Origin of the sequence: Stieleria neptunia (assembly GCF_007754155.1) — a bacterium.
Lineage (GTDB): Bacteria > Planctomycetota > Planctomycetia > Pirellulales > Pirellulaceae > Stieleria > Stieleria neptunia.
In genome coordinates this window covers 4,665,238-4,690,246 of record NZ_CP037423.1, presented here as the reverse complement: position 1 = coordinate 4,690,246, position 25,009 = coordinate 4,665,238, and the positions used below count along the sequence as shown (strand labels likewise).

Below are 25,009 nucleotides of genomic sequence, written 5' to 3'. Positions count from 1 at the left end.
TGCTGTGTGGTTGAGGTGCCGTTTTCGTTAGGTCAGCCCGGAGCGCCGGCGGATCATCCAGGTCGTGATCCAGGTGCCGAGAATTCCGATCAATGCGAGCGGATGGTCCCATACCATCGTTCGCTGCACTCGACTCGTTTCATTGGTGCGAAGACGCTGTTCGTAGCGACTGACCAAGGTCGCAAGTTGATCCGGGGCCACGACTTCACCTCCGCTTTCCCGCGCAATCGCACGCATGAGATCGGGACGGGCGTCGACTTCCAGGCTTTCAAACCACGGATCACGGACTTCGATCGACGTTTCGGCGACCACTTGGTCATCCCCGCCACGAACCACGTGAGCGGAATGAATCCCAACGGGCAAATTGCCGAAATCGACTCGAAAAGAATCCTCCTGAAGCCCGGACACAGTAGGGTGAAAGCGTTTCGGTAGCTGATCCTCTGCGGATTCCAGCAAGACGCTGAACTCCTGGGCATCCCCCGATACCGCTCGTTCACCTGAACTGCGAATCAAGAGCGACGCAGTGACCCGATTGCCGGCCAGGAACGTCGCCCGATCGGGACGAATCGCAATCGCCTGGCCCGGCAAAAAGTCATGCGACGAAATGATCCAAGCGATCAATGACTGCCAGAGCGACCAATACACGGTGTCCTTGTCGGCGTGCTCGGGCGGCAAGAACGCCCATCGCCACATCCCAGCCCCTTCCACCACAATCGTATGGCCGCTGCCATAACGCTGATAGGTAACCACGGGGACCGTCTCACCACCGCCATCGGCCACACTTTGGATCAACACTTGCGGCAGACCTTGCCGCGAACGAGGAACCGCGGACGACGACAGCGACGGCAAGTTGGACAGAGGTTCGCGTCCTTCCGAAACCAAGGGGTCAAACATGGCCGTATCCAGCCCGTGCTGTGTCACACGCGTGCGAAACCGTGTCTCCCCTTGCCCCACCCAGCGGACCGGCAAGATTTCGGCAAGTCGCGAGGCGATTTCATTACTGGGCGCGCCGCGAGCGCAAACCAAACACCCTCCCACGCGGGAAATCCACTGCCTCAGATTCTCGATTCCTTGCGGCGTTAGAAATCGATCTGCGTCACGCCCCAACAGCACCATTCGGTAGTCTTCCAGGATCTCCATCTTCTCCAGCGGTGAAACCAGCTCCGTATGGATTTGCCAGGCGGGCGCCGTCGGATCACGCGTGGTCTGGTCGGCTCCGCCCTGTTGCTCGGCGCCATCACTCCGGTGGGTCATTCGTCGCTGCAAGAACCGCTCGTTGCCGAGTTTGACGATCGAAGTCAAACTGACCATCGGATCCCCGCTGAGGTTACGACATAAGAACTTGGTGTCCCAGTAGGGCTTGCCTTCGAGCAGCAAGATGTTGATCGGCAGATCCAACCGCTGCACGAGGACCGTTGTTTCGTTGTCCGATGTCGTGGCTTCGCCCGGTACGCCCTCGGCGACGAAACGAAATCGCTGTAACGACTTCTGCGGACCACCGGGGATGGTGAATCGGATTTGTTGATTCGATTGATCGCCAAGCTGGACCGTCTGTTCGTCGACAACTTTTGAATCAGTCAACAACTGAATTCGAGTCGAATGCCCTGACAATCCCACCTGCCCGAGTTGCACGTTCAAAATCAAGTCTTGGTCGGAGAACGCAATCATTCGCGGTGATCGCGACGCCAGCGATAGATTGGTCAGTCCCACTCGACTGCCCAGCGTGACGGTGTAGATCGGTGTGGCGAGCGCGTTCGCCTCCTTGGCCCGAGACATCACACTTTGAGCCGAACCCGCGTTATGTGCGCCGTCACTGAGCAACACGATCGCGTGACCGAGCGGTGAGCCTTTACGAATCACTGCCCCCAGCGCGGAACTCAAATCGGTCAGATGGCCATGTGAGATGCCGCCGCGGCCGGCCTGCCCGGCGTCGGGAATGGGCAACGGCCGCACTTCGTCGGTGTAGAACACCTGCTTGGTCACTTCGACATCTTCGTTTTCCGAAGTCACCAATTCGGCAAGTTCCAATCCTCGCTGCCACCGGGACTGCGAACTCTCACCGCTGACATCTTTGACCGTCATGCTGGCGGTTCCGTCCATTAACACCGTCAGCCTCGGCTTGCCCGATGGTCGCGGAACGGGTCGGACGTAGACGGGATTCAGCGTCACCAGCAACGGCAGCAACAAACCGACCATCATCAGTAGCACGATCGCCGAACGACGTGATCCTGTGACAGACCAATCGCGGCGCGATACATAGAAGACGATCGCGGCGGCAGACAGTGCGGCCAACGCCCACCACAGCCCCATCGGAATGCGCGGTTCAATCGTCCACACGATCAAGCACCTCAATGTTATCGATCATTCGCTTCGTCCCATAGGTTTCCTCGCGAGACCGGTCTTGGTCGGTCCAGTATTGATCGGTGATCGATTCGATGACGGTTGGCGGCGTGTTCATCAGACCCGGAATCCTCGTAACACGGTGACCTCGGCGATCAAACCCATCAGACAGGCCACGATCAGCCATGTCCACCATCGATCGTCTTCTGTTTCTTCGCTCGTTGGCGTGCTGTACGCAACCCGACGCCCCTGGCCGACGCGATCTTTCAAAACGGTTTCGTCAAGCGCTTGCAGGTCGGACTCCAAGGCCGGCGCTGCCATGGCCACCGCCATGATCGTTTGCATCCCCTGTTGGACTTCATAGACGCCGGGGCCGATCGGATCTTCCCAAGCCCAAACAAAACCGCCACTTTTAGACGATTCATCTTCGCTGGATCCGGTGGTCTGCAGCTTTCCATATTCGTCCGCTGCCGGTGTGGTTTCCGTCGCCGGCCTGATCACAAGCGATTCTACCTCTTGTACCGTCGGCGGTAGCAGGCGAACAAAGGGATCTCCGCAGTCGACCGAACCGGTGCCCATTCCGCCGCGCAGCAGCCCCCCGACGAGCTCGCCCAGGATCGGGACAAACGTTGCCTGGAACGGCCAATTTGATGTTCCCAAATCCGCGTTCAAGACGCCGATCTTGCCCGCGTCGGCCGATGTGACATACAGCAGTGCGGATGAATCGCTAAGCTCTGCGAGCACTTGATCGCTTAGCCCTTCGCCCAAATTCGTGGTCGGCAGCCCACCACTGAAACGAACCGGACGCAGTGCCGATTCGACGGCGCCGCCCAGCGTGCGGAACGGCTCACGTCGAGCGGAGACTCGGCTGATAAAGAGGTCTTTTCGTGAACGCGACGCGGATTCGGACATCAGCCGAACGGGTGGCTGAAACCCCGATCCCAACGATTCGCTCAACCGTTTCAAATTCATCGCGTCGGCGAGTTCACTGGTCACATACAACAGGCCCCGACCGCGCCGGACGTTCGCCGCCAGGAAGCTGATCCCATCGTCGTCGAGCGTCCCCGGATGGTCGATCACGAACAAGTCCGCGACGGGCCACCGATTCGAATGAATTCGCATCGGATCGATCCTGGTGACCGCCGTCCCACCATCCGCCCGCGCAAGCGTCACGTTCAATGCCTGCTGCAGATACCAACTGCTGGACGGAACCGCCAGTTCCGATTGTCTGGAAAGCAGCACAACACCTGGCGTGTCGCGAACTTCGACCGTCAACGGTCGTGAATCGTCGGCCGACAACACGTCCAGATTGGACACCAGCGACACGTCTCCATTGATCCACCCCGCCTCGTCCATCGTCAACGATTGTGAAAGCGTTCGCATCCCGCGCGCCGGTACGTTTGCAACCAATCGTTGCTGCCAACGGTCCAGATTGACGTGGCAGACAATCTCCTTGTCATGATCGCTGTAGTTGGCCACTTCGACTTCGAGTTGTGCCGGTTGCCCGATGATCGGCTGCTGGGCGAAACGCACGTCGGTGATCGCAAGATTGTCGGCAACCGTTGACGTGACCGCGTGGAACTGCACATCGGTTTCTTCCGGCAGTCCGTCCAAGGAGGCGGTTCCCCAGTTGCTCCGTTGGAAATCACTGATGATGACCAGTTCACGTTTTTCGGCTTTGGCATCCGATAGGATTCGCGCGGCAAGCTGCAGCCCTGCGTTGGCGTCGGCTTGTTCCGGTCGCACCACGGCCTCCTCAACCGCACCCCGCAGTGATAACAGGTTGGGTGAGATCTGGTCAAAGACGGTCCTTGGTTTTGCACCGGCAAACACCACGGCCGCTTGGAGCCCGCGGGTTCCGTCCAGGAATTCGATCGCGGCGGAACGCCCCTGGGCGAATCGCTGAGCCCCCGCGTTGCCCGCCGCCATACTTTGACTGACGTCCAACACGATCACCCGTGCCGTTTCCCCCTTTGCCGTCCTCGACACCGCCGGGCCGTCATCGAGTGTGGGCCGGGCAAATGTCGCGGCCAACAAACAAATCGCAGCGATTCGCATCAATAGAATCAACCAGTCACGCAGCCGATTCCGTGCGCGACGCTGTTGAATCACTTCGCTCAGCAATCGAATCGTCGACAACGGGTACTCGATCGGCACAGGCCGTGTCAAAAAATGAACGACAACCGGAGCACCAACCGCCAAGACGCCGATCGCGATCGCCCATGGATTCAAGAATCCCATCGTTGGAAGCTCCCCTTCTATGCTCCACGAACCACCAGGAACGATCGCAAGACTTCCAGGTAACTCTCGTTGGTCGAGACCCGATAGTAGTCGCTACCGGAACTGGACAATACATTGCGTATCATCACGGCAAGTGCCTCAAATCGCTGTTGATAGGCGTGACGCACTTCGGATAGTTGGCAACTCACGACGCCATCTCCCTCCAAACCCGCGAAACGGAACGCGTTTCCATCCGGAAGATTTTGTTCGTCGGGATGAATCAAGTGAATCGTGATCACTTCCCAGCCACGGGCACGAAACGTCCGGATTCTCGAAACGACTTCGTCGATCGAATCGACCAGAAAATCACTCAAAATCACCAGCACGCCTCCCCGCGGGGATCGTTTCAAAACATCCTCTAGCCCCTGCCCCAGTTGCGTTGTTCCCGCGGCTTCCAGTTGCTCGATCGTGTGATGCATCAACTGGCGAGATTGGGTCGACGAACTGGGCGCGATGTATTCGGTCAGCTGTTCTCCGATCACGGCCAGCCCGACCGCGTCGCGATTGAACACGATCAGATGTGAGAGTGCGGTCGCAAAGTATTGCATCCACTCCAGTTTTGCGCCGGCGGTCTGATTGCCGGCACCCTGGGCCATCGAACCACTCACATCCAGCACGAGCGTGCAATTGAGATCCGTTTCATCCTGAAAGATCTTCAAATAGGCGCGCCCCATCCGCCCCATCGCTTTCCAATCGATCCGGCGCACGTCGTCACCGGGCGCGTACTCGCGATAGTCCACAAACTCGCCCGCCCCGCCACGCCGACGAGAACGATGTCGCCCGCTAAAATTCCCTTCGACCGCCCTCCGCGGTGAGAAACGCATCCGCTCCAAACCGGCGAGCGACGAGGCTTCGAAGAAGCGACTGACATACGGTGTTGTTTGCGACGCAGATGAACTAAACAAGACGCATTCCAAGATGACGTGTGGCGGACGCTACCGATTCAAGATCGAATCGACGAGCGAATCGACACTGAAATTGTCACCGATCGCACGGTGGTTCATGATGATGCGATGCCGAAGGATCGGCAGCGCCACGGCCTCGATGTCCGCAGGAATCGGGCTCGTCCGGCCTTCCAAAAGCGCCCGCGCCTTCGCTGCCAACACCAAATTCTGACTGCCACGCGGCCCAGCCCCGAAGGCCACGTAGTTCGAAACCGTCTCGGGTGCCGTCTCCGAATCCGGACGCGAACGTATCGTCAGATCAACTGCCAGGTCCACGACGGCCTCGGGGACCGGGACCGCACGAACCGTTCGACGCAACTTCAAAAATGCATCGCCCGGCAAACGGCTTTCTGGTATCTCCACCGGTTCGGCCGTCGTTTTATAGACGATCTCTTTCTCTTGCTCTCGGGTCGGGTATCCGATGTGGATTTCCATCATGAACCGGTCAAGCTGGGCCTCGGGAAGCGGATAGGTCCCCTCTTGCTCGATCGGGTTCTGGGTCGCAAGCACCAGGAAAGGCTCTTCCAACGGATAGGTTTGACCGCCTACGGTGACATGCCGTTCGGCCATCGCTTCCAGCAGCGCCGATTGCGTTTTCGGGGCCGCCCGATTGATCTCGTCCGCCAGCACCAGATTGGCAAACACCGGACCGTGACGAAATTGCATTTCGGTGATCCCGCTGGACGCCTCCCGCGCAAGGAGCTCGTAGCCGGTGATGTCACTGGGCATCAGGTCGGGCGTGAATTGAATCCGTGAAAAACGCCAGTGAAACGCGTTGGCCAACGTTTTCACCATCAGCGTTTTTGCAAGACCGGGCGCGCCGACCAATAAGGCATGGGATCCCGTCAGTGCGCAAATTAGCAACTGATCGAGTACCGCATCTTGTCCGACAATGGTTTGTTTTAATTGTTGTCGAACGCTTTGTACTTGTTCCAGAAATATTTCTGTCACCTGTTGCGCGTCGGCAGTTTCGAGTGAACTATTCAACCGAGCCCCCGCCTAATTGAAAATGTAAGAAAGCTTGTAAAGAGACAATGATGAGAACTATGAATCGGTCCGCCATCGATACGAACCGGTTCACAACCGGGCTCACAATAAAGGATCCCAGGGCGCCAGTCCACCAAAACAATAAAAAATAGTTTTACCGTTTTGCTGACAGCGATTTGCTCTTTGCCAACAACGACAGAAGAAACGCGTCAGTCGCTGAAGACATCGTCCGGGCCGAGAGCAGTGCCATCGCGACTTCTTTACTGTTCACCACAGCAGACAACGGCCGCAAATGATTGAGCGTCGCAAAACTCTCGCGAGGCAAAAACCGTTGCTCTGGGAAAAGGATCTCGGCTCGCTCGTGCCGCGCCGTGATGCGTTTGAGTTGTCGCTGCTGCATGCGCAACGACTCCAGAGTCGCCCTTGTTTTAGAGTACTCAGGGAGTGGATTCGACACGAAGAAGATCGGCACCCCAATTTCATCAACGTAGTCAAGCAATTCGTCAAACGCCACTTCCTGGCTTTCGGGCATGGTCAAGTCGAGGTCCCTCGGCTGCTCGGTCTCGTCCTTGTTGACTTCCTGCAAAAAACCATCCTGATCCGAAACCTCTGCGACAAGTTCGTTGTGAGATCCGAATAAACCGCGAGGCAAACTGAGATTCCGCTGATGCCCCGAAACGAAAAATAGCCGACCCTGTGCTGCGTTGCGGAATCTCTGGCTCGGCAACAGTCGGAATTGCGGACTGTCTCGCAACTCTGCTGCGACCGCTTGCCCATCTGAAGCCGCAAGCCAGAGGAACATCGATCGGCGAAACTGCCACTCGGCTAGATCGGCAGCCGTGTAGCGAAGGTCATGTGGGGCATAGTGATAAACAATCACCCGGGGGCGACCGTGCGAACGGATGTACCTTTCGAGCATCGCTTTCTGTCCGTCCGCCCCAATCAGACTGATGGAGCACAAGTTGAAGACGCTCGTGCCGACGTGATCAGACATGACTCGCGGATCGAGCCCCATCAATCCGGAACTGTCGCCCAGCAAGAGCACGTCCGGTGCCGTACCGGTCGTATTCGCAGCTTGCAGCTTGATTTCCATGATCGTCTCCACGACAGTTGGAGGTCGATCGTCGGGCAAGAAGATCCCGTTGGCGTCAATCGGAGTGTCAACGAAAGAGAGCGTTGCCTCGATGACCGCAACCAACACGATGGCCAGTAGAAGTCCGTACGGAACCCGCTTTCCATTCGCAGCGTGAGTTTCAGGATCAGAACTGGAAATAGATGAACTCATGACGTTCCGGTGATCCGAGTAAGACGATGCCGTAAAAGAGCGCGACGTAAAATGCGACACGGGTTGTCAGCCGCCATCGAATCCACGGTTCATTATCGCCTCTCTTGAACTGGTAACACTGAAACAGAATCAGAGGAATGCCGAACAGAACCAATCGGAAGACCAGATTCGGGTCGATGCTCAACAGACTCCAATGCCAAACCTCTGAAATGCTTTTCAACAACTTCAAAATCGACGACAACGATTCTGCCCGAAAGATCAGCCACCCCAGACAGGTCAAGTGAAAGAACGCCAGAGCTGACAACCAAAATCCGACACCACTCGCATTCGGCTCCCGCAACTGAGGTCTGCGCGCCCTTTGCTGTTTCTCGCGAGCGTCATGAATGATGGCAAAAATCCCGAGCAAAACGCCGTGATAGAGACCCCAGATTACAAAATTCCAACTCGCCCCATGCCAGAGCCCGGCCAGGAACATGGTGATAACGAGATTCCGTATCACTCGGAATCGCCCCCCGCGGCTTCCTCCCAGCGGAATGTACAGATAATCCCGAATCCAAGTTGAGAGGCTGATATGCCATCGCCGCCAAAAGTCGCTGGGGTTGGTGGCGAAATAGGGCAGGTTGAAGTTCTCGCAAAGCTCAAAACCGATCATCCTCGCCACGCCGCGGGCGATGTCGGTGTAGCCAGAAAAATCGCAGTAAATTTGGATCGCAAATGCATAAGTTGCCAACACGACGGCGAGGCCGTTGCTTTCGCCGCCATTGCCGTAGACCGATTCGATGAACGGTGCCAGGTTGTCTGCGATCACCATCTTTTTAAAGAACCCGACCAAGGCGAGTTGGCAACCAGAACTGATCCGTTCCCAATTGAACGTCCTGGGCACTTGGATTTGAGGCAGCAGACTCGTCGCTCGCTCGATCGGTCCCGCCACCAGTTGTGGAAAGAAGCTCACGTACAAAAGGAAATCGAGAAACCGATCTGCAGAGGGCATCTTCCGACGATAAACGTCGATGGTGTAACTAAGCGTTTGGAATGTGTAGAACGAGATTCCGATCGGCAGCACAAGCCGAAGCAGCGGCGGCCGCATCTCAATCCCCAGCGTCGAAAGCACCTCGCTGAATGAATCAATGAAGAAGTCAAAATACTTGAAGACCGCAAGCGTCCCCAGATTCACAACCAAGCTGATGATCAGCACATCCGATCGTCTTTCTTCGGAAACCCGGCCATCAAGCAACCTTCCGCAAACAAAGTCAACGACAGAGGAAAAGACGAGAAGCCCAAGAAATCGCCAGTCCCACCAACCGTAAAAGACGTACGAGGCGAGCAGCAGACAAGGATTGACCCAACGAAACGGAAGACGCCAACACGCAAGCCAGACGCAAGCGAACAACAGGAGAAACGGATAGCTGATAAAGCTCATGTGAAGCTGTCGTGGCAAGAGCAGAAGGAACTCAAGACCGCGTGAAACCAGAGTCGCCGAAAGCCGCCATGACGTCGATGATTAAACCGATAACACAGGAAGGCGAAGTGATGAGGGGTAAAACAACGGAGACGTTGGTGTTTAGCCTTGAGGCGATTCCCGGTCGCTGCGATGCAGCGACAGCGGGCGGCTAAAGCCTGCACACCAACACTGATGCCCGTGCCATTCACTCCTCGCCCCTTTTTAAGTCCCCTGTCGCTTTCTCCCGATCGCCCTGCTCCATCATTCTGCCCCGAATCATTCTGCCATCTCTCCCCTGCCCTCTCCGAGATCGATCCACTCGCTCCGCTCAGTTTTTCCTTCGTCCGCTGCTGATCAAGGCATCTTCGAGGGTTTCGTCGTGGGAGAGGACTTCTTCGGTCGTTTGCGGATCGGCTTTGCGACAGGTTTCGGTCAAGATCTCCGCGAGATCGTCGAGCGGGTCTTCCCAGGTTTCGACCGTCGTGTTCTCCGGTGGCACGTTGGCCATCTCGTCCAGGAACAAAATCATTCTCAGGCAATGACGTAACAGGATGCCTTCTTCTTTCTGCAGCTTCTTCGTCGTGACGTATTTATTGAAGTCGCCGTCGTAATTGAGCAGTTCGCCGACGATCCAAACCGGTCGTACGCGGACGCCCTGCACCGTGGGGTAATCATTCTGGAACAGGCGATGAATCTTTTCGCCGATCGTCAGCGGCCAGACTCGCGGCTCTTCGAACATCACGCGGCCGAATCCGCGATCCTGGACATCCTCGTCTTCGTCTTCGCCCCGCGCACCAAGCTCTTCCGGAGTCGCCAAGCCGAGCTTGAGCAACTGGGGATCGAGCCGCGTGGTGGCCAATGTTCCCGGCGGCATGTCTTCGATCCGCGGCATGCGCGTGAACCTTGCGACGGTGCCGGGAACTTCCAACACACTCTCAAACGACGCGATCCGTTCTTCGGGATCCGCGGTTGCCAGCAAGTCGGCCAAGTAAACGCCGAACAACGGGTTGATGCTGCGCAGATGAACCAAACGATCCAGATGCTTCGTCGGCGTCGCAACCTGCGGACGATAAGCGTCCAGGTCGTATCGCTTCACCCGTGGCTCATCGTGCTCGGCACCCTCATCCGTCTCCACCGGTTGGGCCACCGACTCTGGCGCCTCGTCGCGCATTTGATCCAACAACTCGCCGAACAATCCGCCCGTGCTGGATTTCGGTTCCGCTGCCTTGGTCTTCTCGCCGGCAACCTTCTTCGCCACCGGCGGTTTGGATTGGAGATCACTGGCGGACGCGGGAACGGGCTTGGGGTCGAGCTGCAAATAGTCGGCCTGCCACATCGTGATCAGCATTCGGTTCAATTCCCGTTGCCCCTCTTCGATTTTCTTGGGCGTCAACAAACGTTTAGAGACCAGTTCGCGGAGCGGCGCCACACTGGAATCCTTTCCCAGCATGTAGGCCAGCAAACGCCATGGCAATTGTCCGCGGCTGGAAAGGTCTGCCGAATCGGCCTCTTGCAGTTGGATGAATTGTTGTTCGGTCCAGTAGGTCTCACCGGTTCGCCGCTTGGGCATTTTCTTCTTCAGCTGCTTTTTGGCTTTCAGCAGCCCCGGATCTTTGGTGTCCTCGGGAATCGAATCAAATTTTTCCCGCCACTTGTTCAGTTTGACGTCGTCCTCGTGGGCCAAGGCATAAACGAAACCTCGATCGTCGAATTGCGGTCGTCCGGCACGGCCAAAGATCTGTTGTGCCGAAGCCGTTTCGACCAGTTTGCGTTTATCCTTGGGCCCCTTCAACAAACTTGGCAACACCACACTGCGTGCGGGCAAATTAATTCCCGCGGCAAGCGTTTCGGTGCAAACACACATCGCCAACAATTTGCGTTGAAACAGCTCCTCGACCATTCGCCGGTAGCGTGGCATGACGCCGGCATGGTGCACTCCGACGCCGCGCATCAGAATCTGCTTCAGCTTCGGTCCCGCACCGTCCGCCATGTCGGCCGCGTTCAGGTAGTCGGCCAGTTCGGCTTGACGCTCTTTGTCGATCAGACTTTTTCCCTTGAGCATCTCGGCCACGGTCCAGCACTGCGAGCGAGAAAAGCAAAACACCAGCGATGGCGTGCGGCGGATTTCGTCATCCCCGGCGGCAATTTTTTCGGCAAAGTCATTCAAGATCTCATCGCCGATCCACTCATACTGCAGCGGCACCTTGCGTTCATCTCCGGTGACCAGCTGCAATCGGCGGTTGTGGGCGCGCGAAAGCCAGGACGTGAATTCCAGCGAGTTGCCGACTGTCGCACTCAACAACATGGTGCGAATGTGGGCGGGCAACAACGCCAACGTCAGCTCCCACACGATGCCGCGTTCGGGATCGTTGAACGAATGAAACTCATCCATCACCACCGACGTGACGTCCGAAAAATCAAAGGCCTCGGGATTGAGCAACCGGTTGAGCAGAATTTCGGCGACGACGACCAGCACCGGCGCATCCCCGTTGACGCGTCGATTGCCCGTGACCAGCCCCACGCTGTCGGCGGGAAACCCCCAGCGCACCGCACTCTCTCGCAATTCATCCAGTTTCTGATCGGTCAACGCGATCAGGGGCGTGGTGTAATACATCCGCCGACCGGTCCGCAGGGCCTCGTACACCGCCGCTTCGGCGATCATGGTCTTGCCCGTTCCGGTCGGAGCGCAGATCAACACGCCCTGGTCGCCGCGATCGGGATCGCCGGCAAAGTACGCCAGCATCGCTTCTTCCTGAACCGGGTAGGGCTCGTAAGGAAGTAGCGAAAAGTACTCGGTGGCAAGCGTATCCCGATCCAGATCGGGATCAACGGTGATCTGTTTTGCTGCCGCCGAAGGATCTACGGCGGCCGGTTCTTCGTGGTTCATGCCCATGTTGTAGCATGGCGGGGCACCGCATTGACACGGGGCGAACAGAGATTGCCCCGTCGCTCAATCGTTTTTCAACGTCATTGTGCCGACGTACAACCAGTCGGTGAACGATTCATGGACGTGTTGGTTGTAATAGGTGATCGGATGAGCCGTCGAGGACGCGAAAACCTGCTGCATCGCATCCCAAAGTGGCGTGTGTCGATCATAGGACCACAACGCAAAGGATCCTTGCTCTGTCAAATGCGCCGCAGCCCTTCTTAGACCGTCAACTTGATAAAACGAATCGTGCTTCTTCGCCAGTTGGTCTTCGGGCGAGTGATCGACATCAATCAAGATCACGTCGAACCGTCGCTGCGTCGGTTCGGCGAGCAAGAACTCGAAAATGTCACCCTGGGAGACGTTCAAACGATTCGAGTCGTTCAGCTCCTCGGCCAGCGGGGTCATTTCGTCACGCAACCAGCCGATGACTTGCGGCAGGTACTCGATCACTTCGACATGCTCCACGCGTTCGAAAGCCAACGCGGCATGGGCGGTGTACCCAAGCCCCAGCCCACCGACCAGCACGCGCAACCCGCTTCCCGTAGCCTGCTCCAACGGAATCGTCGCCAATGCCCGTTCGGAATCGGTGTGCAAGCTACTCATCAGAAACTCATGATTCAGCGTCACTTCGGTGACCCACTGCCGTGGCTCGGACAAGGTCTTGCGCCGCCTCAGGCAAAGTGGTCCGAGGGGAGTCTCTTCATAGGCCAGAATTTTGAGGTCGATCATCGTTTCCTGCGGTTGGATGGGGAGCATTGCGCCCACCCAGACCAACAATTTGCGCGGCGGCGTCCAACGAGTTTAACGCGCCGACCGGAACAGGAAGCCCGTCAATCGCTCAAACCCTTTCCGGTAGTGGATCTTGTCAAAGCTCCTACGCAGAGGGCTCTTTCACGGTCGAGCGGAAAAGGGGTCAGGTACCAAAAACCTGTCGATGCTGAAATGACAGGCTGGAAGCCTATCCCACTTCAAGAGATCCGACACTTCTATTCCGCTCGTTGCTAAGTTCAAAAGTTGACGAATCACTAGGGCAAGACGGGATCGAGTGCGGCACGTTGGGGTGCCGGCCACAGGAGGACTTTTCCGTCTCTGGCGGCGGTCATGACCAGATCTCCGTCGCCGGTGCAGTCGATCGCCGTGACACCCTGGGTGTGGCGACGCAGGGCCAGCACTTCGCGGCCGAAGATCAATTCGGAATCCGCCGACAAGTCGTCTTCGAGAACTTCTAAACGCGGATCCCACACCCGCGCGGACTTGTCGCGTGATGCCGTCAGCACTCGTACTTGGCCGGAACCGTCGTTTAAGACGGCAATCGATTCGATTCGATCGGCGTGGCCGCGCATCACCCGCGGCTTGACGTCCGTGTCTGCCATTGAATCAATCAACCAGGCGGTCTTGTCCGAAGCACCGACCGCCAAATATCGACCATCGCTCGAAAATGCCACACAGGTCGGCGCCAGCCCCTCGGGCAGTCGCCAGCGGAACGTCGCAGCGGAACCGTCGATTGGGTGTAGCTGGATCGAACCATCGGCGCCGGCGAGCATCAACCGCCCGCCATCGGGCGAAAACTGCAGCTGCTTGATTTCGGCTTCGTCGATCCCGAACTCGCGTTCCAAGCGGAAACCCGATTGGCGATCTTTCCAAATCCAAAGTCGCGCGGCAGCTTCTGCGCCACACGTTGCAATTCGATAACCGAGTTCGTCCATACGGCTTGAAACATCCAGCCCCGTTATCGCGCCGGCGTGCGGGTTTTCCAGCTTGTCGATCGCCTCGCCCGAATCGGTCTGCCACAGTCGCACGCTTCGGCTGGCCGTGGCGGCGATCTTTCCATCGGGAAAGAAACAGGCATCGACCACCGAGGCGTGGGGACGATAGCTTTTCACGTGTGCCATCGCGTCGATCGACCAACGAAAGGCGGCTTCGCCATTGAGCGTGATCAACTGGTCGCTGAGCGACAACAACCCCGTCTCGGGTGCTCCGATCGCGGCCGGCAAATCAAAGGCCTTGTTTTTTTGACTGGCCAGATCGATCAATATCACGCGGCCGCCGCGTCCGTCTTTGGTTTGACGACAGACCACGACCTGATTTCCCCGATTTCCGAAGCGTGCCGACGTCAGACGCGCGCTATCACCGGCGGCCTGGCCGTCGGCATCGAGTGGCGCTGCGACCCGATCGAGCCGACGGCTGTCTTGCGTTGCCAGATCCCACCACGTGGCCGTCGTGACGAAGCGGTTGTTTGCGGTTTGCGCGGTGATCGTGATCGCCTGGTCCCCGCGCGGTGACAACGAGAGGGCGGTCACAAAACCGTCATGATCCAACCGGCGCCGCGGTTGCCGCGACTGCAAATCAATTTCCGTCAATTGCCCGTTGTCGCTGGCCACCCACAGCGATTGGTCGTCCGGCGAAATCGCCAGATCGTTGATTCGGTACCCTCGCAACAGATCGATCGGCGGACCGATCGGTTGACCCGTCGTCGCGTCCCACTGCAAACAACGCCCCCCGCGATCTCCCGTTGCCGCGAATTCACCATCACTGGACAACGCAAACGCGGTCACCGCTTGATCGCCGGCGGTCAAACGATGCACGATTTTGGGTGCTCCGTTTCGCCGATCCACATCCCACAACAATGCCTTGGCATCCGGTCGACTGGAACCGGACAACAGCCGGCGACCGTCCTGGGAAAGTGCAAAAGCGTTGTTGAGCCCCGTCCCCTGCAACACACCGAGCTGAGTCCCCGAGTCGACATCCCAAATCCGGATCGTCGCATCCGCACTGCCGACGAACAAACGTTTTCCCGACGCATCCAGCCGCGCCGACATCGCCAAAAACTCGGTCCCTTCGTTCAATTCGCCCGCCGCAGCTTCGTTGGTGTTGATCCGCGCGAGCTCGCGGAACATCAATCCCGTTCGGTCCAGCCCCAGGATCCGAGCGGTGTGGTCGCGGCTGGCTGAAATCACGCGAGAGCCGGAACGATCGAGCCGCGCGGCCAGGATTTCGTCACCGTGTAGCCGCGTGCCGTTTAACTGCGCGCCGTGTAACTGCGTGCCGTGTTCTGGGGTCGTGCGAATCTGGGTCGCGGGCCCTTGCGTCTCATCGGTCGCGTCGTCCACGTCCTGCGAAACCGATTCGGGTGTCGAGCGATCCCAAACCCGAACGGTTCCGTCGGCCGATCCCGACACAATGGCTGCGTCCCCCAGTCCCACGGCGTTTGCTCGGATTGCCAACGCGCGGACCCATCCGCCATGGCCACGCAGGGTGTACCGCAGCGATTGATCGGCAACCATCCACGCGGCGATCGTGTAGTCATCCGATCCGGTCAACAGCGTTTGGTCGACATCATCGAACCGCATCACGGCGATCGCGTCCGGATGCGCTTTCCAGCTCGCGACGATCGCATCTCCGTCGGATCGCGCCGCTGTTTGTGTTGGCGTTTGTGTTGGCGTGGCTGGCTGTCCAGCGACCGACGGTTCGGGTGACTCGGGATTGTCGCTGATGGAATCGATCGCCCGTTGGAGCGCGGCGTCAAAATCGGTGGGCCGCAGTTGCCGGGGACGCCACAAAAACACGTTGCCGCGTGTGTCTCCGGATGCGGCCAGTTGCCCATCACTCGACAGCGCCAACGCAATGGCCGGGAAGGAATGACCGGAAAACTCTCCGATTCGTGCAAACCGGTCGGACTGGATCTGCCACGCGACGACGCGTCCCGCTTTCCCATCGCTGACCGCAGCAATGATGGTCGGCGGATCACCGCTGTCGGATTGACGCGATGCCAGCGAAACAACCGGCGCGATATGCCAGCCGCGCGAGACTCGTCGCTCGTTGCCGGGATCCCACAGTGCGACCGTGCGATCGGAGGACGCGGACAACAACCGTCCGTCGGCCAGAAATTCCAGATCGTTGACGGTCGCGGAATGTCCGTCCAGCACGTGCAGGGTCCGCCCCGTCATCGGGTCGACAATCAAGACAGTCCCCCGTTGCGTCCCGATCGCACACCATTGGCCATCGATGGCGATGTCCGCGCACGTCGCGAACAGATCATCACGCGTCCAAATCGGTCCCGATGCATCGCCGATCTTGGCGCGATGCACCGTGCCATCGTTGCAAACCACGACTCCGGACCGACCGTCCGCTGCCATGGCAAGATCGCTGACTCCGGAATCGAATCGGAACGACGATCGCGATTGGTTGGCCAAGTGCCACAAGTAACGCCATTCCCAGGCCGGTGACTGGTCGCGTCGGGCAGCCCGAATCGACGTCAAGATCAATCGTGCATCGTCAAATTCATTGCCGTCCACGCGGGCTTTGGCCAAACCGATTTGAGACAGGTACGATTCATACCGCGCCCTTTCCAGTGCCACCAACGCAGCTTTTTCGCTCCGCTCGGCCTTCAGCTTCTGTCGAAGCGCATCGTCGGCATTTTGCTTGGCGATCAGTTCTTGATCCTTGGCTTTCTGTTCATTCTCCTCGGCCAAAATCCGCGCGTCTTTTGCATCCCGTTCGTTGTCTTCCGCGATTTTCTTCTGAAGCTCGACCTTGGCCTTCTCCCGCTCCACTTCGACCAGCCGATTGGCCGCCAGCTGCTCGGATTCCTCCGCCCGATCCCGCTGCTCCGTCGCGAGCCGAGATTGTTGCTCGGCTACCTGCTGTTGGGTTTCGGCAAGTTCACGCTGCTCGTTCGCTTCATTGCGTTTCTGATTGATCACGTACAACGCGATGCTTCCGCCGACCAGAATGAACAGCAAACTGGCGGTGACAAGCCGGCGCATCAGTCGCAAACGAACCAAACGTTGTTCGCGTTGGTGCAACCCCGCGTTCAATTTTTCGATCAGCGGCAGGTGTTTCGACTCGTTGGGATTGAGCAATGACAATCCCAGGTCGTAGTCGCCGTTTTCGTAGGCGGCTGCGGCGTGATCGATCCGACATCGATCCAAGCCTTCCATGGCGGCTTGATTGCCATCCCAAAGCGCAAGGGCCTGTTCAAAACCGTGACCGGCGCGTGAAAAGGACTCGTAACGCAACGTTTCTTGGGCCCGTTGATATTCCTGCTGGGCCGCCGTCGAGATCGCGATGCTTTCAGAGTGGGATCGATACGACCGGATCGCTTGCTGGAACGCTTGCACGCTCTCGTAGCGCTGCTTGGGGTCGGTCGCCATCGCCCGCAACGCGATCTCCAACAACTCGCCGCCATGCTGCGTCGATGCGTCTTGGATCTCGTTCGCCGCGACTTTGCGGATGCACTGACTGACGTTATCGGCCCGATGCGGTGGAACGCCGGTGATGATGTAAAACAACGTCGCACCGAGCAGATAAATATCGCTGTGCGGGCCGATCGCCTCGACCGGACCGAGCGCCATCTCCGGCGCCATGAAAGCCGGTGTCCCGCCCAAGCCGGCGGTGAAGGTGATCGAGTCGCGTTTCTCGAATTCGGGTTTGGCGATCGCCAGCCCCCAGTCCATCACCAACACTTCGCCAAAATCCCCGAGCATGATGTTTTCGGGTTTGATGTCGCGGTGGATCACGCCGCGCGTGTGCGCGAACGCGATCGCGTCACAGACCTTCAACAAGATTTCCAGATTTTCGTCGCGTGATCGTTCTTCGATCGTCTTCAGCCAAGGCTGACCGACGACACGTTTCATGGCGTAGAACAACGTGTTGTCGGCCGCCACGGCGATGTCGTGAATGGGAACGATGTTGGGGTGATCCAGGTCACCCGTGACGACCGCCTCGGACAAGAATTGCTGACGCCGCTCGTGTTCGACGTCCTTCAAGCGACCGGATTGGCGGAGCGATTGACGTTTGGCCTTGGGCAGCGGCTTGATCACCTTGACCGCAATCATCCGATCCAGCGAGGCCTGTCGCGCCACGTAGACATTCCCCATGCCACCGCGACCGAGCAATCGAATCAAACGATAGTCCGACGGCGAATCGGGGTCGCGGGTCGGGATGGCAAGGTCACGCTCGCGAATCTGCAGTTTCGATTCGGTGATGGACCGTTCCACCGCGGGACGCAACTGGGACGGTTCGGCCTTGTTCTGCTTGCTGGCCCCGATCGCGGCGGATCCCCAGAATGCCGCATCCTCCTTGCTCAGTTCTCGCGGATTGATCGTCTGGGAAATGTCGCGGCTGTGCATCACCGACGGCGGGACTTCGTCAACGGTCTCTTCATTCAGATCGCTGGCGGTCTGATTGGCCGCAGAGCCGCCGGCGAAAACACGCGTGGCTTCGGTGTTTGATGATGGAACATCGGTCGTCGTCTGATCCGACGGCTCGGCCCACTGCAAGGTTTCGTCGATGGCGTCGCCCTTGGTCTCGTCGATGGACGCCCCCCTTTGGTCGACGTCATCCAGCGTATCCTCTTGGTCGTCGTTGCGGTCTTCGGCACTCATCGCTCGCTCGCCTCCAGAGCGTCAGCCGCGTTCATCGATTCCACACGCGCTCGAAATCGCCCCGCTACCGAGAACCGGCCGATTCGAGGGGTGTCCCACGTCTCCGGGCCACGAATGTCTTCGCTACGATCGAATCGCATCGGTGGTGGAGCCCAATGGGACGATTGATCGAGCCGCGGGTCCGCCTCGGTCGAATCGCCAGCTTCGGGATCGCCAGCGTCTTGATCGCCCAATCCCTCATCCGGTTGGACGGGAATCAGTCGCAGGGCGCCTCCGTCGGGCGCATCACCCGGCAGAACCGGCTTTCCGTTCCTCAGGTCCACGCTCAAGATCGAACGCACGTTGCCGTCGCCGAGCACGTACTGGATCTCGTAGCGTCCATCGGGCAAGGACTGGAACAGTTTTTTTAGTTGATCACCGCTGATGATGTCGTCCGGCAAGCGTGTCGGTGGCACCAAGTCGTCGCCTTCGGGGTCAGGCGACAGCACACGAATTTGAAAGTACTCTTCGCGGGCGGTCGTCGTCGACGCGACCACTTCGGTCGTTTCCAACGCCCCGCCCAAGACCACGACCGTGGATTCCGTGCTGACAAAGACGGGAGTCTGTTCGATCACCGGAATCACATCCCGGACGGGAAAGAACGCCACCGGAATCGACAACGATGGAATGATGAAACGGGCGGATCCGTTTTCCAAGATCGGCGTCACGGAATCATCCTCGGTTAGCGGATTGTCGGTCGACGAAATCAATTCTCCCTCGACCCGCTGGACCGCACTGTCTGCCTGTTGGATCGTTGCCCCCGTCACCACGATCGACTCGTGGTGGCGAACCGAAAACCGCACTTCCAAGGGATCGGTCGCGGATGTTCGACCGTTGAATCGGGCATCCAGGATGTCGGGTTCCAAGTACAAGTGTTCGACTTGCAACGGTGGTGCATCGCCGCTCAATGCATCAATTTGTTGAAAGCGCTGCGTCGCGGCGCCCCAATCGATGTTGATCGTTAATCCCCGTTCGCCGGGATTGCCGATGTCGACGGTCAACACGCCGGTCGCATCGTTGACCGCCGCCTGCTCCAGTCGATTTGTTGCGATCGTGGTGGCATCATAAAACGCGGTGTCGGTTACCCCGTCATCGGGTCGCGTGGCAAACCGACGCGCGACCCCCACACCGTCACCGGTTTCGATCTGAAAGTCTTGCCCCAACACAATCTGCGGGGCATCGATCATCACTGCCCCCGCGACACTTTGTTGGGCTTGGATCTGGACCGAATCGTCCAACCGAATCAACTCGCCGGCCTGCAGTCGAATGCGGCCGTTGGCACCGCCGGCGATGAGTTCGACATCGCCGCGCCGCGAGTTCAGGTCGTCTATCAGGAACGAATCGAACACGGTGATCGACTCCGCCGCGCGGACTCGGATTTCGCCGTTGACCGTCGCGACCGTTTCGCCGTCGTCCTGCCGGTCGGACGACGCCAATCGGATCGAATCGACTTCATCGATTTGCACGTCACCGCGGCCGATTCCCAAGACGCTCAATTCCAATTCATTGACGTTGGTGACCAACCGAACCGCCTCCGCGGCGTCATCGGTCGCGTTGCCGCTCTCGATGCGAAGATCGTCCGCGACCAACAACGAGTCCGCCCCGAAGGACAGCACGTCGTCGCCGGCCACCAATTCGACATCGGTCACCTGCCCGGCCGACTGAGCGGTGTCGGTCACGATGGATCGGACCAGGATGTCGCTGTCGGCCGCCGTGGCAACCAGACGCACATCCCGGTGCTGGTCCGCGTCCTGGCCGCTGGCATTCTGTGACCGGACTCGATCCGCCACGATCTTCCCGACGGCGACGATTTCGATGTTCCCATCGACCGTCAGCACGTCGACCAACTCGATCGCCGAGCCCTCGCTGATTTGCAACCCGCCGGACTGTCGGACGAAGGCAACCAGCGCTCCGATTTCCGTCTCGATCGCGTCTGCGTCACCGATTCCTCTGGCAACATCGATTCGCACCTGCCCCGACTCGGCGACCAGATCCACGGCCTGGTCACCCGCATCGATCAACGCTCCGAACGATGACTCGATCGAAATGGCTTGTCCGTTGTGGGCCGAGCGAATCGACGAGACGAAGACGTTGCCCGGCGTCTGAACCATCACGGGGCCGGCCCCGGCATCGATCAGCGAGCCGTCTTGCAAGGCAACCGTGCTGTCTGGCAAACCGATGGCATTGCCGCCGGACAGGTGAATGGTTCCGTCCAAGGAAGTCAAACTGCCGGTCGGCGCGACAACCAGGTTTCGCCGCGATGCGATCGTGACGTCACCCGACTCGCTGACCACGCCGCCACGGATCGTGATGTCCGACTGGCCGCCCAGGTTTTGCAGCACGATCTTGCCGGTGCCTCCGGCCGACAGGGCGGTCGGCGACACGTCGGACAAGACATCCATCGACGCGGTTTCCGTCCAGATGGTGACGTCACCGTTTGCATTGCCGACGTCGATGATCGACAAGCGATCGTCGCCTCGATGGCGGATCAGGATTTCTTCGCCGACACCGCCTCCGGTCCAGACGCGCGACAGATTGACGGTCCGATCCGCCAGAACGTCCATTCGGATTGTCCCCTGGTCCGTGATCGCCTGTAGATCGGAAACGCCGGTCACGGTGATTGTGTCACTGGCACCGATACCCGAGCGGGCCCCCAGACCGATCTCGCGTCCGATCAGGTCAACGGTTGAATCCAGATCGGCGTCGTCGATCGTGACCGCATCGATCTCAATCCGCCCGTCGCCGGCATCGACCAAGCCGATCGGCAAGGTCCCGGTGGACGCTGGAAATCCAGCGAGTTCAAAACTGTTCACAAAGATCGATCCGCCGGTCCCCGAGGTGCTGGCGGAAAACGATTGCAGCGCCGCAACGTGAATGGGAACGGCAGCCGAACCGATCGAGGCCATCGTTCCGGGCATGTTGGATTGTCCCGGATACGCGCCCCCCGCCGTGATCTCCACCAGATCGCCACCCGCGTTGACGCTCGCCCCTCCCGCGTCGGCGACGACATTTCCGGCGGCGATCAGCTTGACCAAACCATTCGTCGTCGCGGCCGATTCCAGCACCAAGTCCCCGGCCACCTGAACATCGATCGTGTCCGCGGCGGAGACGAACAACCGCAGATCATCCGCCGAATCGCGCACCGTCACGCCCTGATCGGCCGCAACATGCACGTCGTCGATCGTGTTATTCGTCGACCCCAAGTTCAACTGCCCGGTCGACGAAGCCGTGACCTGCATCGCATCAATCTGCGATCCGATCGCTTGCCCGACCGAGCCGATGCGGCCTAGTCCATCGTCGCTTCCCAGGACCAGGGTGCCGTTGGGCGTGGAGATGTCTCCCAATAAGTAATCGCCACCATGCAGCGACACCGCGACATCGGCGGCGGTGCTGCGGAGCGTCCCGAGCGACAAATCACTCTGCGACGCGGCCGAGTCCACGACGATTCGACCGGTGCCGGCATCGAGGGTCGAGCGCACCAGGAGCGCGTCGCCGGCATTGACCCGAATGTCGCCGCCGCCGATCAACGTCAAATCGCCATCGATCGTCACCGATTCGGCGTCCAGCAGAAACGTGTCGGCGACACCGAGCATCCCGACCTCGACGTCAGCATTCCAATTTAATTCATCGTCACCCTGTCCACCGACCACGGTCGGCACCGCTTCAAAGTCCTGTCCGAAACCGGCAAACGACAACCGATCGTTTCCATCGCGTCCATCGATGAAAAGACTGTCGGTCGGGTTCTCAAAACGCAATTCGCCGGTTCGGCCACCGCTGGCCAGTTGCCACTGCGTCATCGCCGGGTCTGGATCGGCGACCACGTCCAGTTGATCTGCCGCGCGAGTCAACTGTGCGGACAGCACCGCCGACGGCAACTGCAGATCGACCCGACCAACGCCGAGCATGTTGATGTCGTACGCCGGCGCAAGCGATGGATCGTGTTGGACGGTTAAACCAACTTCATCGGCGCTGTGATAGACGAAATCAAATTGATCGGGAGAATCGACCGTGCTGCGATCGCTGTCAAAGATCGTCACCGACGCGTCGCCGAAGACTTGCGTGGCGTCAAAAACGATGTCCACATCGAAGTGCAACGGATTCGCACCGGCATCGACGAAACCATCGACGTCGATCAACAATTCCGCCTGCTCGGCCGTCGCATCCAAAACAAGCATGCCGCCGTTGAGACCGGCGATCGGCCGAACGGTCGGATCAGCCATCTGGGCGTCGGCCAGTGAATCGCCGCTACGGATTTCCAAATCAACGCCCGCTCGTGAAACGATGGTGACCTTTCCGGCCGGCTGCAAACGATCCCCCGCGGTCACGATCGCGACGTCGTTTCCATCGCCACCGAAATACGTGATGAACGCCGGCACCGCAGCAGCACCGGGACCAAACCGAGTCAACACACGGGCGCCGTCGAACAATTCACGGGGTGTCGCCAGCGGTTGACCGTCCTCGTCGACGTTCGAAACGAACCGCCCGGTCACCGGACCGTCGGAGTCGTTTTGGAGGATCAATAACTCGGTATCGCCGGGCAAGGTGACGGCGATGTCCAACTGCAACAAGGCCCCGACCAGATCAATCGGTTGGCCGTCGATGGCGACCGAATCCAACGATTGGCCCACGGTCGATCCGTCCACATCCACCTGGTACGTCGCGTCGGCACTCAGGCTTAACGCACCGAATCGCAATTGACCGGTGGACGAGCCGCTGGTGAATTCGTTCGGCGCGAGCGCGCCTCCGTTGAGCGTCACGGCTCCGCGAATCTCGCCGCTGCCGGCAAGCACGGCACCGTCGCGGACTTCAACCGCCGCGGCCGCATCGATGCTCCCGTCCACCCGCAAGGTTCCTTCAACCACCATCAGATCCGTGCTGGATGCGTTCTCGGCCAGCAAGACAAGTTCGCCGTCACCATGTTTTTCGATTGCCGTCTGGCCTTGGGAGTCGATCATCACCGCGTCCAGTTCCACCACGCGGGTTGTCTGGACCGAAACCGCATCATCAAAACGAACGTTCATCGCCTGCAGTTCCGTGTCGGCTGCAAAGGTGACGTCGTTCTGGAAGGTCACCGAACCGGTTGCCGAGATTTGACGCGGGGTCGTTGCGGCACCAACGATTTGAATCCCATCGTCGGCGGCAAAACTGATTCCGTTCCAATCGGTCAGATCAGCGTCCACGGTGACGGCCCCCACGGCATCAACGGAAAGCTGATCTCCGCCTTGGAATTCACCACGGATCGTGACGGAATCGCCAGACGACAACATCACGCTGTCGTTGGGGCCGAGGGTGCGGTGATTTCCATCGAGCGTCAAATGCTGGGCCGCGTTCAATTCGGTCATCGTCTGTTCGAACACAACGTCGCCGGAACGAATGCCTACGGTTCCCGCGGTCACGTCGCCTTGCACGTTGACTTGATCGCGAACATCGATCGACAAGGTGTCCTGGATCGTGACGTCGCCGGCGAAAGAGGTCTCGGTGGCGCTGACCACGCGAACGTCTTCGATCCAATCGCCCGCGGACGCATCCATTTGCCCGATGCGAATCAACGAATCCGAATTGGGATCCAATTCAAAGAACAGATCCAAGTCGCTCGACGACGCGCTGACGGTCGCGTCTTGCCAGAGCACCTCAGCAGAATCGCCGATCAGACGAACGCTGCCGTCTAGCGTCACGGTTCCGTGCACTTCAAACGCCCCAGACCCCAGGTCGATCTGCGTCAAACCGGTGGGCAATGCCGCTCCCAGGACCACGCCTCCGGTCAGGGCGACCGTTCGGTCGGCGAACTGGATCGACGTACCGCTGGGCGTCAACTCGATCGCCTCGCCAACGATGTTGATTTCCGTCGGGGGTGATGGCGACGTAACGGGCTGGAACCCGAGCACGGTTCGGTCTTCCCCATCGGCGTCGATCACATCCAAATTGATTCCGTCGGGCAATTCGATCTGCAACAGATCGTCCCCGCCGCCCAAATCGATCGTCACCTGACCGTTGGTGATCTGAGAAACCGCCAACGGATCGGTCTCATTACCGGTCGCGCCGCCGTGATGGCCTGCGATCGGAATCACCGCGCCGAAGGCATCGGTCAGTTGAATGGAATCGCCGCCCCCAACGGTTTCGAAGTGAACTTCATCGTCGGCCAAATCGCCAAAGATCAACAGTCCGCTGGCGGCCGAGAGTTCTGCCGTCGCGTTGAGAACGATTCGTGGTTCCAAGAGGGTGAGGCGAGGCGTCACCCACCGAGGCTGCCCAGCCGACGCCAGCGGACGTACGCGGGCAACGGAGCGCCTGTCGATGAAGGCGCGCAGCCAGCCCCCGATCCGACGACCGGCCCCATCGTCATTTTTCGCCCCACGGCCAAGCATGATAAATCCCCTC

General features: G+C 59.1%; 11 protein-coding genes. All 11 read right to left on the bottom strand.

Translation table 11 applies throughout. The features are described 5' to 3' along the window. Positions 1-27: 27 nt before the first annotated feature. Positions 28-2,337 (bottom strand): vWA domain-containing protein, encoded by a 2,310-nt coding sequence (locus tag Enr13x_RS16260; protein WP_145387788.1) that lies wholly within the window; start codon positions 2,335-2,337, stop codon positions 28-30. Continuing rightward, positions 2,324-2,458, bottom strand: a complete 135-nt coding sequence (locus Enr13x_RS39405) for a hypothetical protein (protein WP_261344185.1) — start codon at positions 2,456-2,458, stop codon at positions 2,324-2,326. Before Enr13x_RS39405 ends, Enr13x_RS16260 begins: the two co-directional genes overlap by 14 nt. Then, on the bottom strand, positions 2,458-4,581 hold the full coding sequence (locus Enr13x_RS16255; RefSeq protein WP_145387786.1) for a vWA domain-containing protein: 2,124 nt from the start codon (positions 4,579-4,581) through the stop codon (positions 2,458-2,460). The genes Enr13x_RS39405 and Enr13x_RS16255 overlap by 1 nt, the downstream gene beginning before the upstream one ends. Before the next feature lie 17 nt (positions 4,582-4,598). Then, positions 4,599-5,525: a DUF58 domain-containing protein gene (locus Enr13x_RS16250; protein ID WP_145387784.1), complete on the bottom strand. Its 927-nt coding sequence runs from the start codon at positions 5,523-5,525 to the stop codon at positions 4,599-4,601. A gap of 30 nt (positions 5,526-5,555) precedes the next feature. After that, a complete protein-coding gene (locus Enr13x_RS16245; RefSeq protein WP_231744334.1) occupies positions 5,556-6,515 on the bottom strand; it encodes an AAA family ATPase in 960 nt (319 codons plus the stop codon). A 190-nt stretch (positions 6,516-6,705) separates the two neighbouring features. Next, complete coding sequence (locus tag Enr13x_RS16240; protein WP_145387780.1) at positions 6,706-7,431, bottom strand: hypothetical protein; 726 nt, start codon at positions 7,429-7,431, stop codon at positions 6,706-6,708. Between the two features lie 379 nt (positions 7,432-7,810). Further along, the gene (locus Enr13x_RS16235) at positions 7,811-9,256 is read right to left on the bottom strand and encodes an MBOAT family O-acyltransferase (protein ID WP_145387778.1); all 1,446 of its coding nucleotides are present in this window, start codon (positions 9,254-9,256) and stop codon (positions 7,811-7,813) included. Between the two features lie 349 nt (positions 9,257-9,605). Beyond that, complete coding sequence (locus tag Enr13x_RS16230; protein ID WP_145387776.1) at positions 9,606-12,164, bottom strand: DEAD/DEAH box helicase; 2,559 nt, start codon at positions 12,162-12,164, stop codon at positions 9,606-9,608. A gap of 63 nt (positions 12,165-12,227) precedes the next feature. Further along, positions 12,228-12,962, bottom strand: coding sequence for a spermine/spermidine synthase domain-containing protein (locus tag Enr13x_RS16225; protein WP_197456068.1), 735 nt, complete (start codon positions 12,960-12,962; stop codon positions 12,228-12,230). 269 nt (positions 12,963-13,231) lie between these two features. After that, the gene (locus Enr13x_RS16220; protein WP_145387772.1) at positions 13,232-18,592 is read right to left on the bottom strand and encodes a protein kinase domain-containing protein; all 5,361 of its coding nucleotides are present in this window, start codon (positions 18,590-18,592) and stop codon (positions 13,232-13,234) included. Further along, entirely contained in the window at positions 18,589-24,846 is a 6,258-nt protein-coding gene (locus Enr13x_RS16215; protein WP_145387770.1) for a hypothetical protein, read from the bottom strand. The genes Enr13x_RS16220 and Enr13x_RS16215 overlap by 4 nt, the downstream gene beginning before the upstream one ends. Positions 24,847-25,009: the final 163 nt, after the last annotated feature.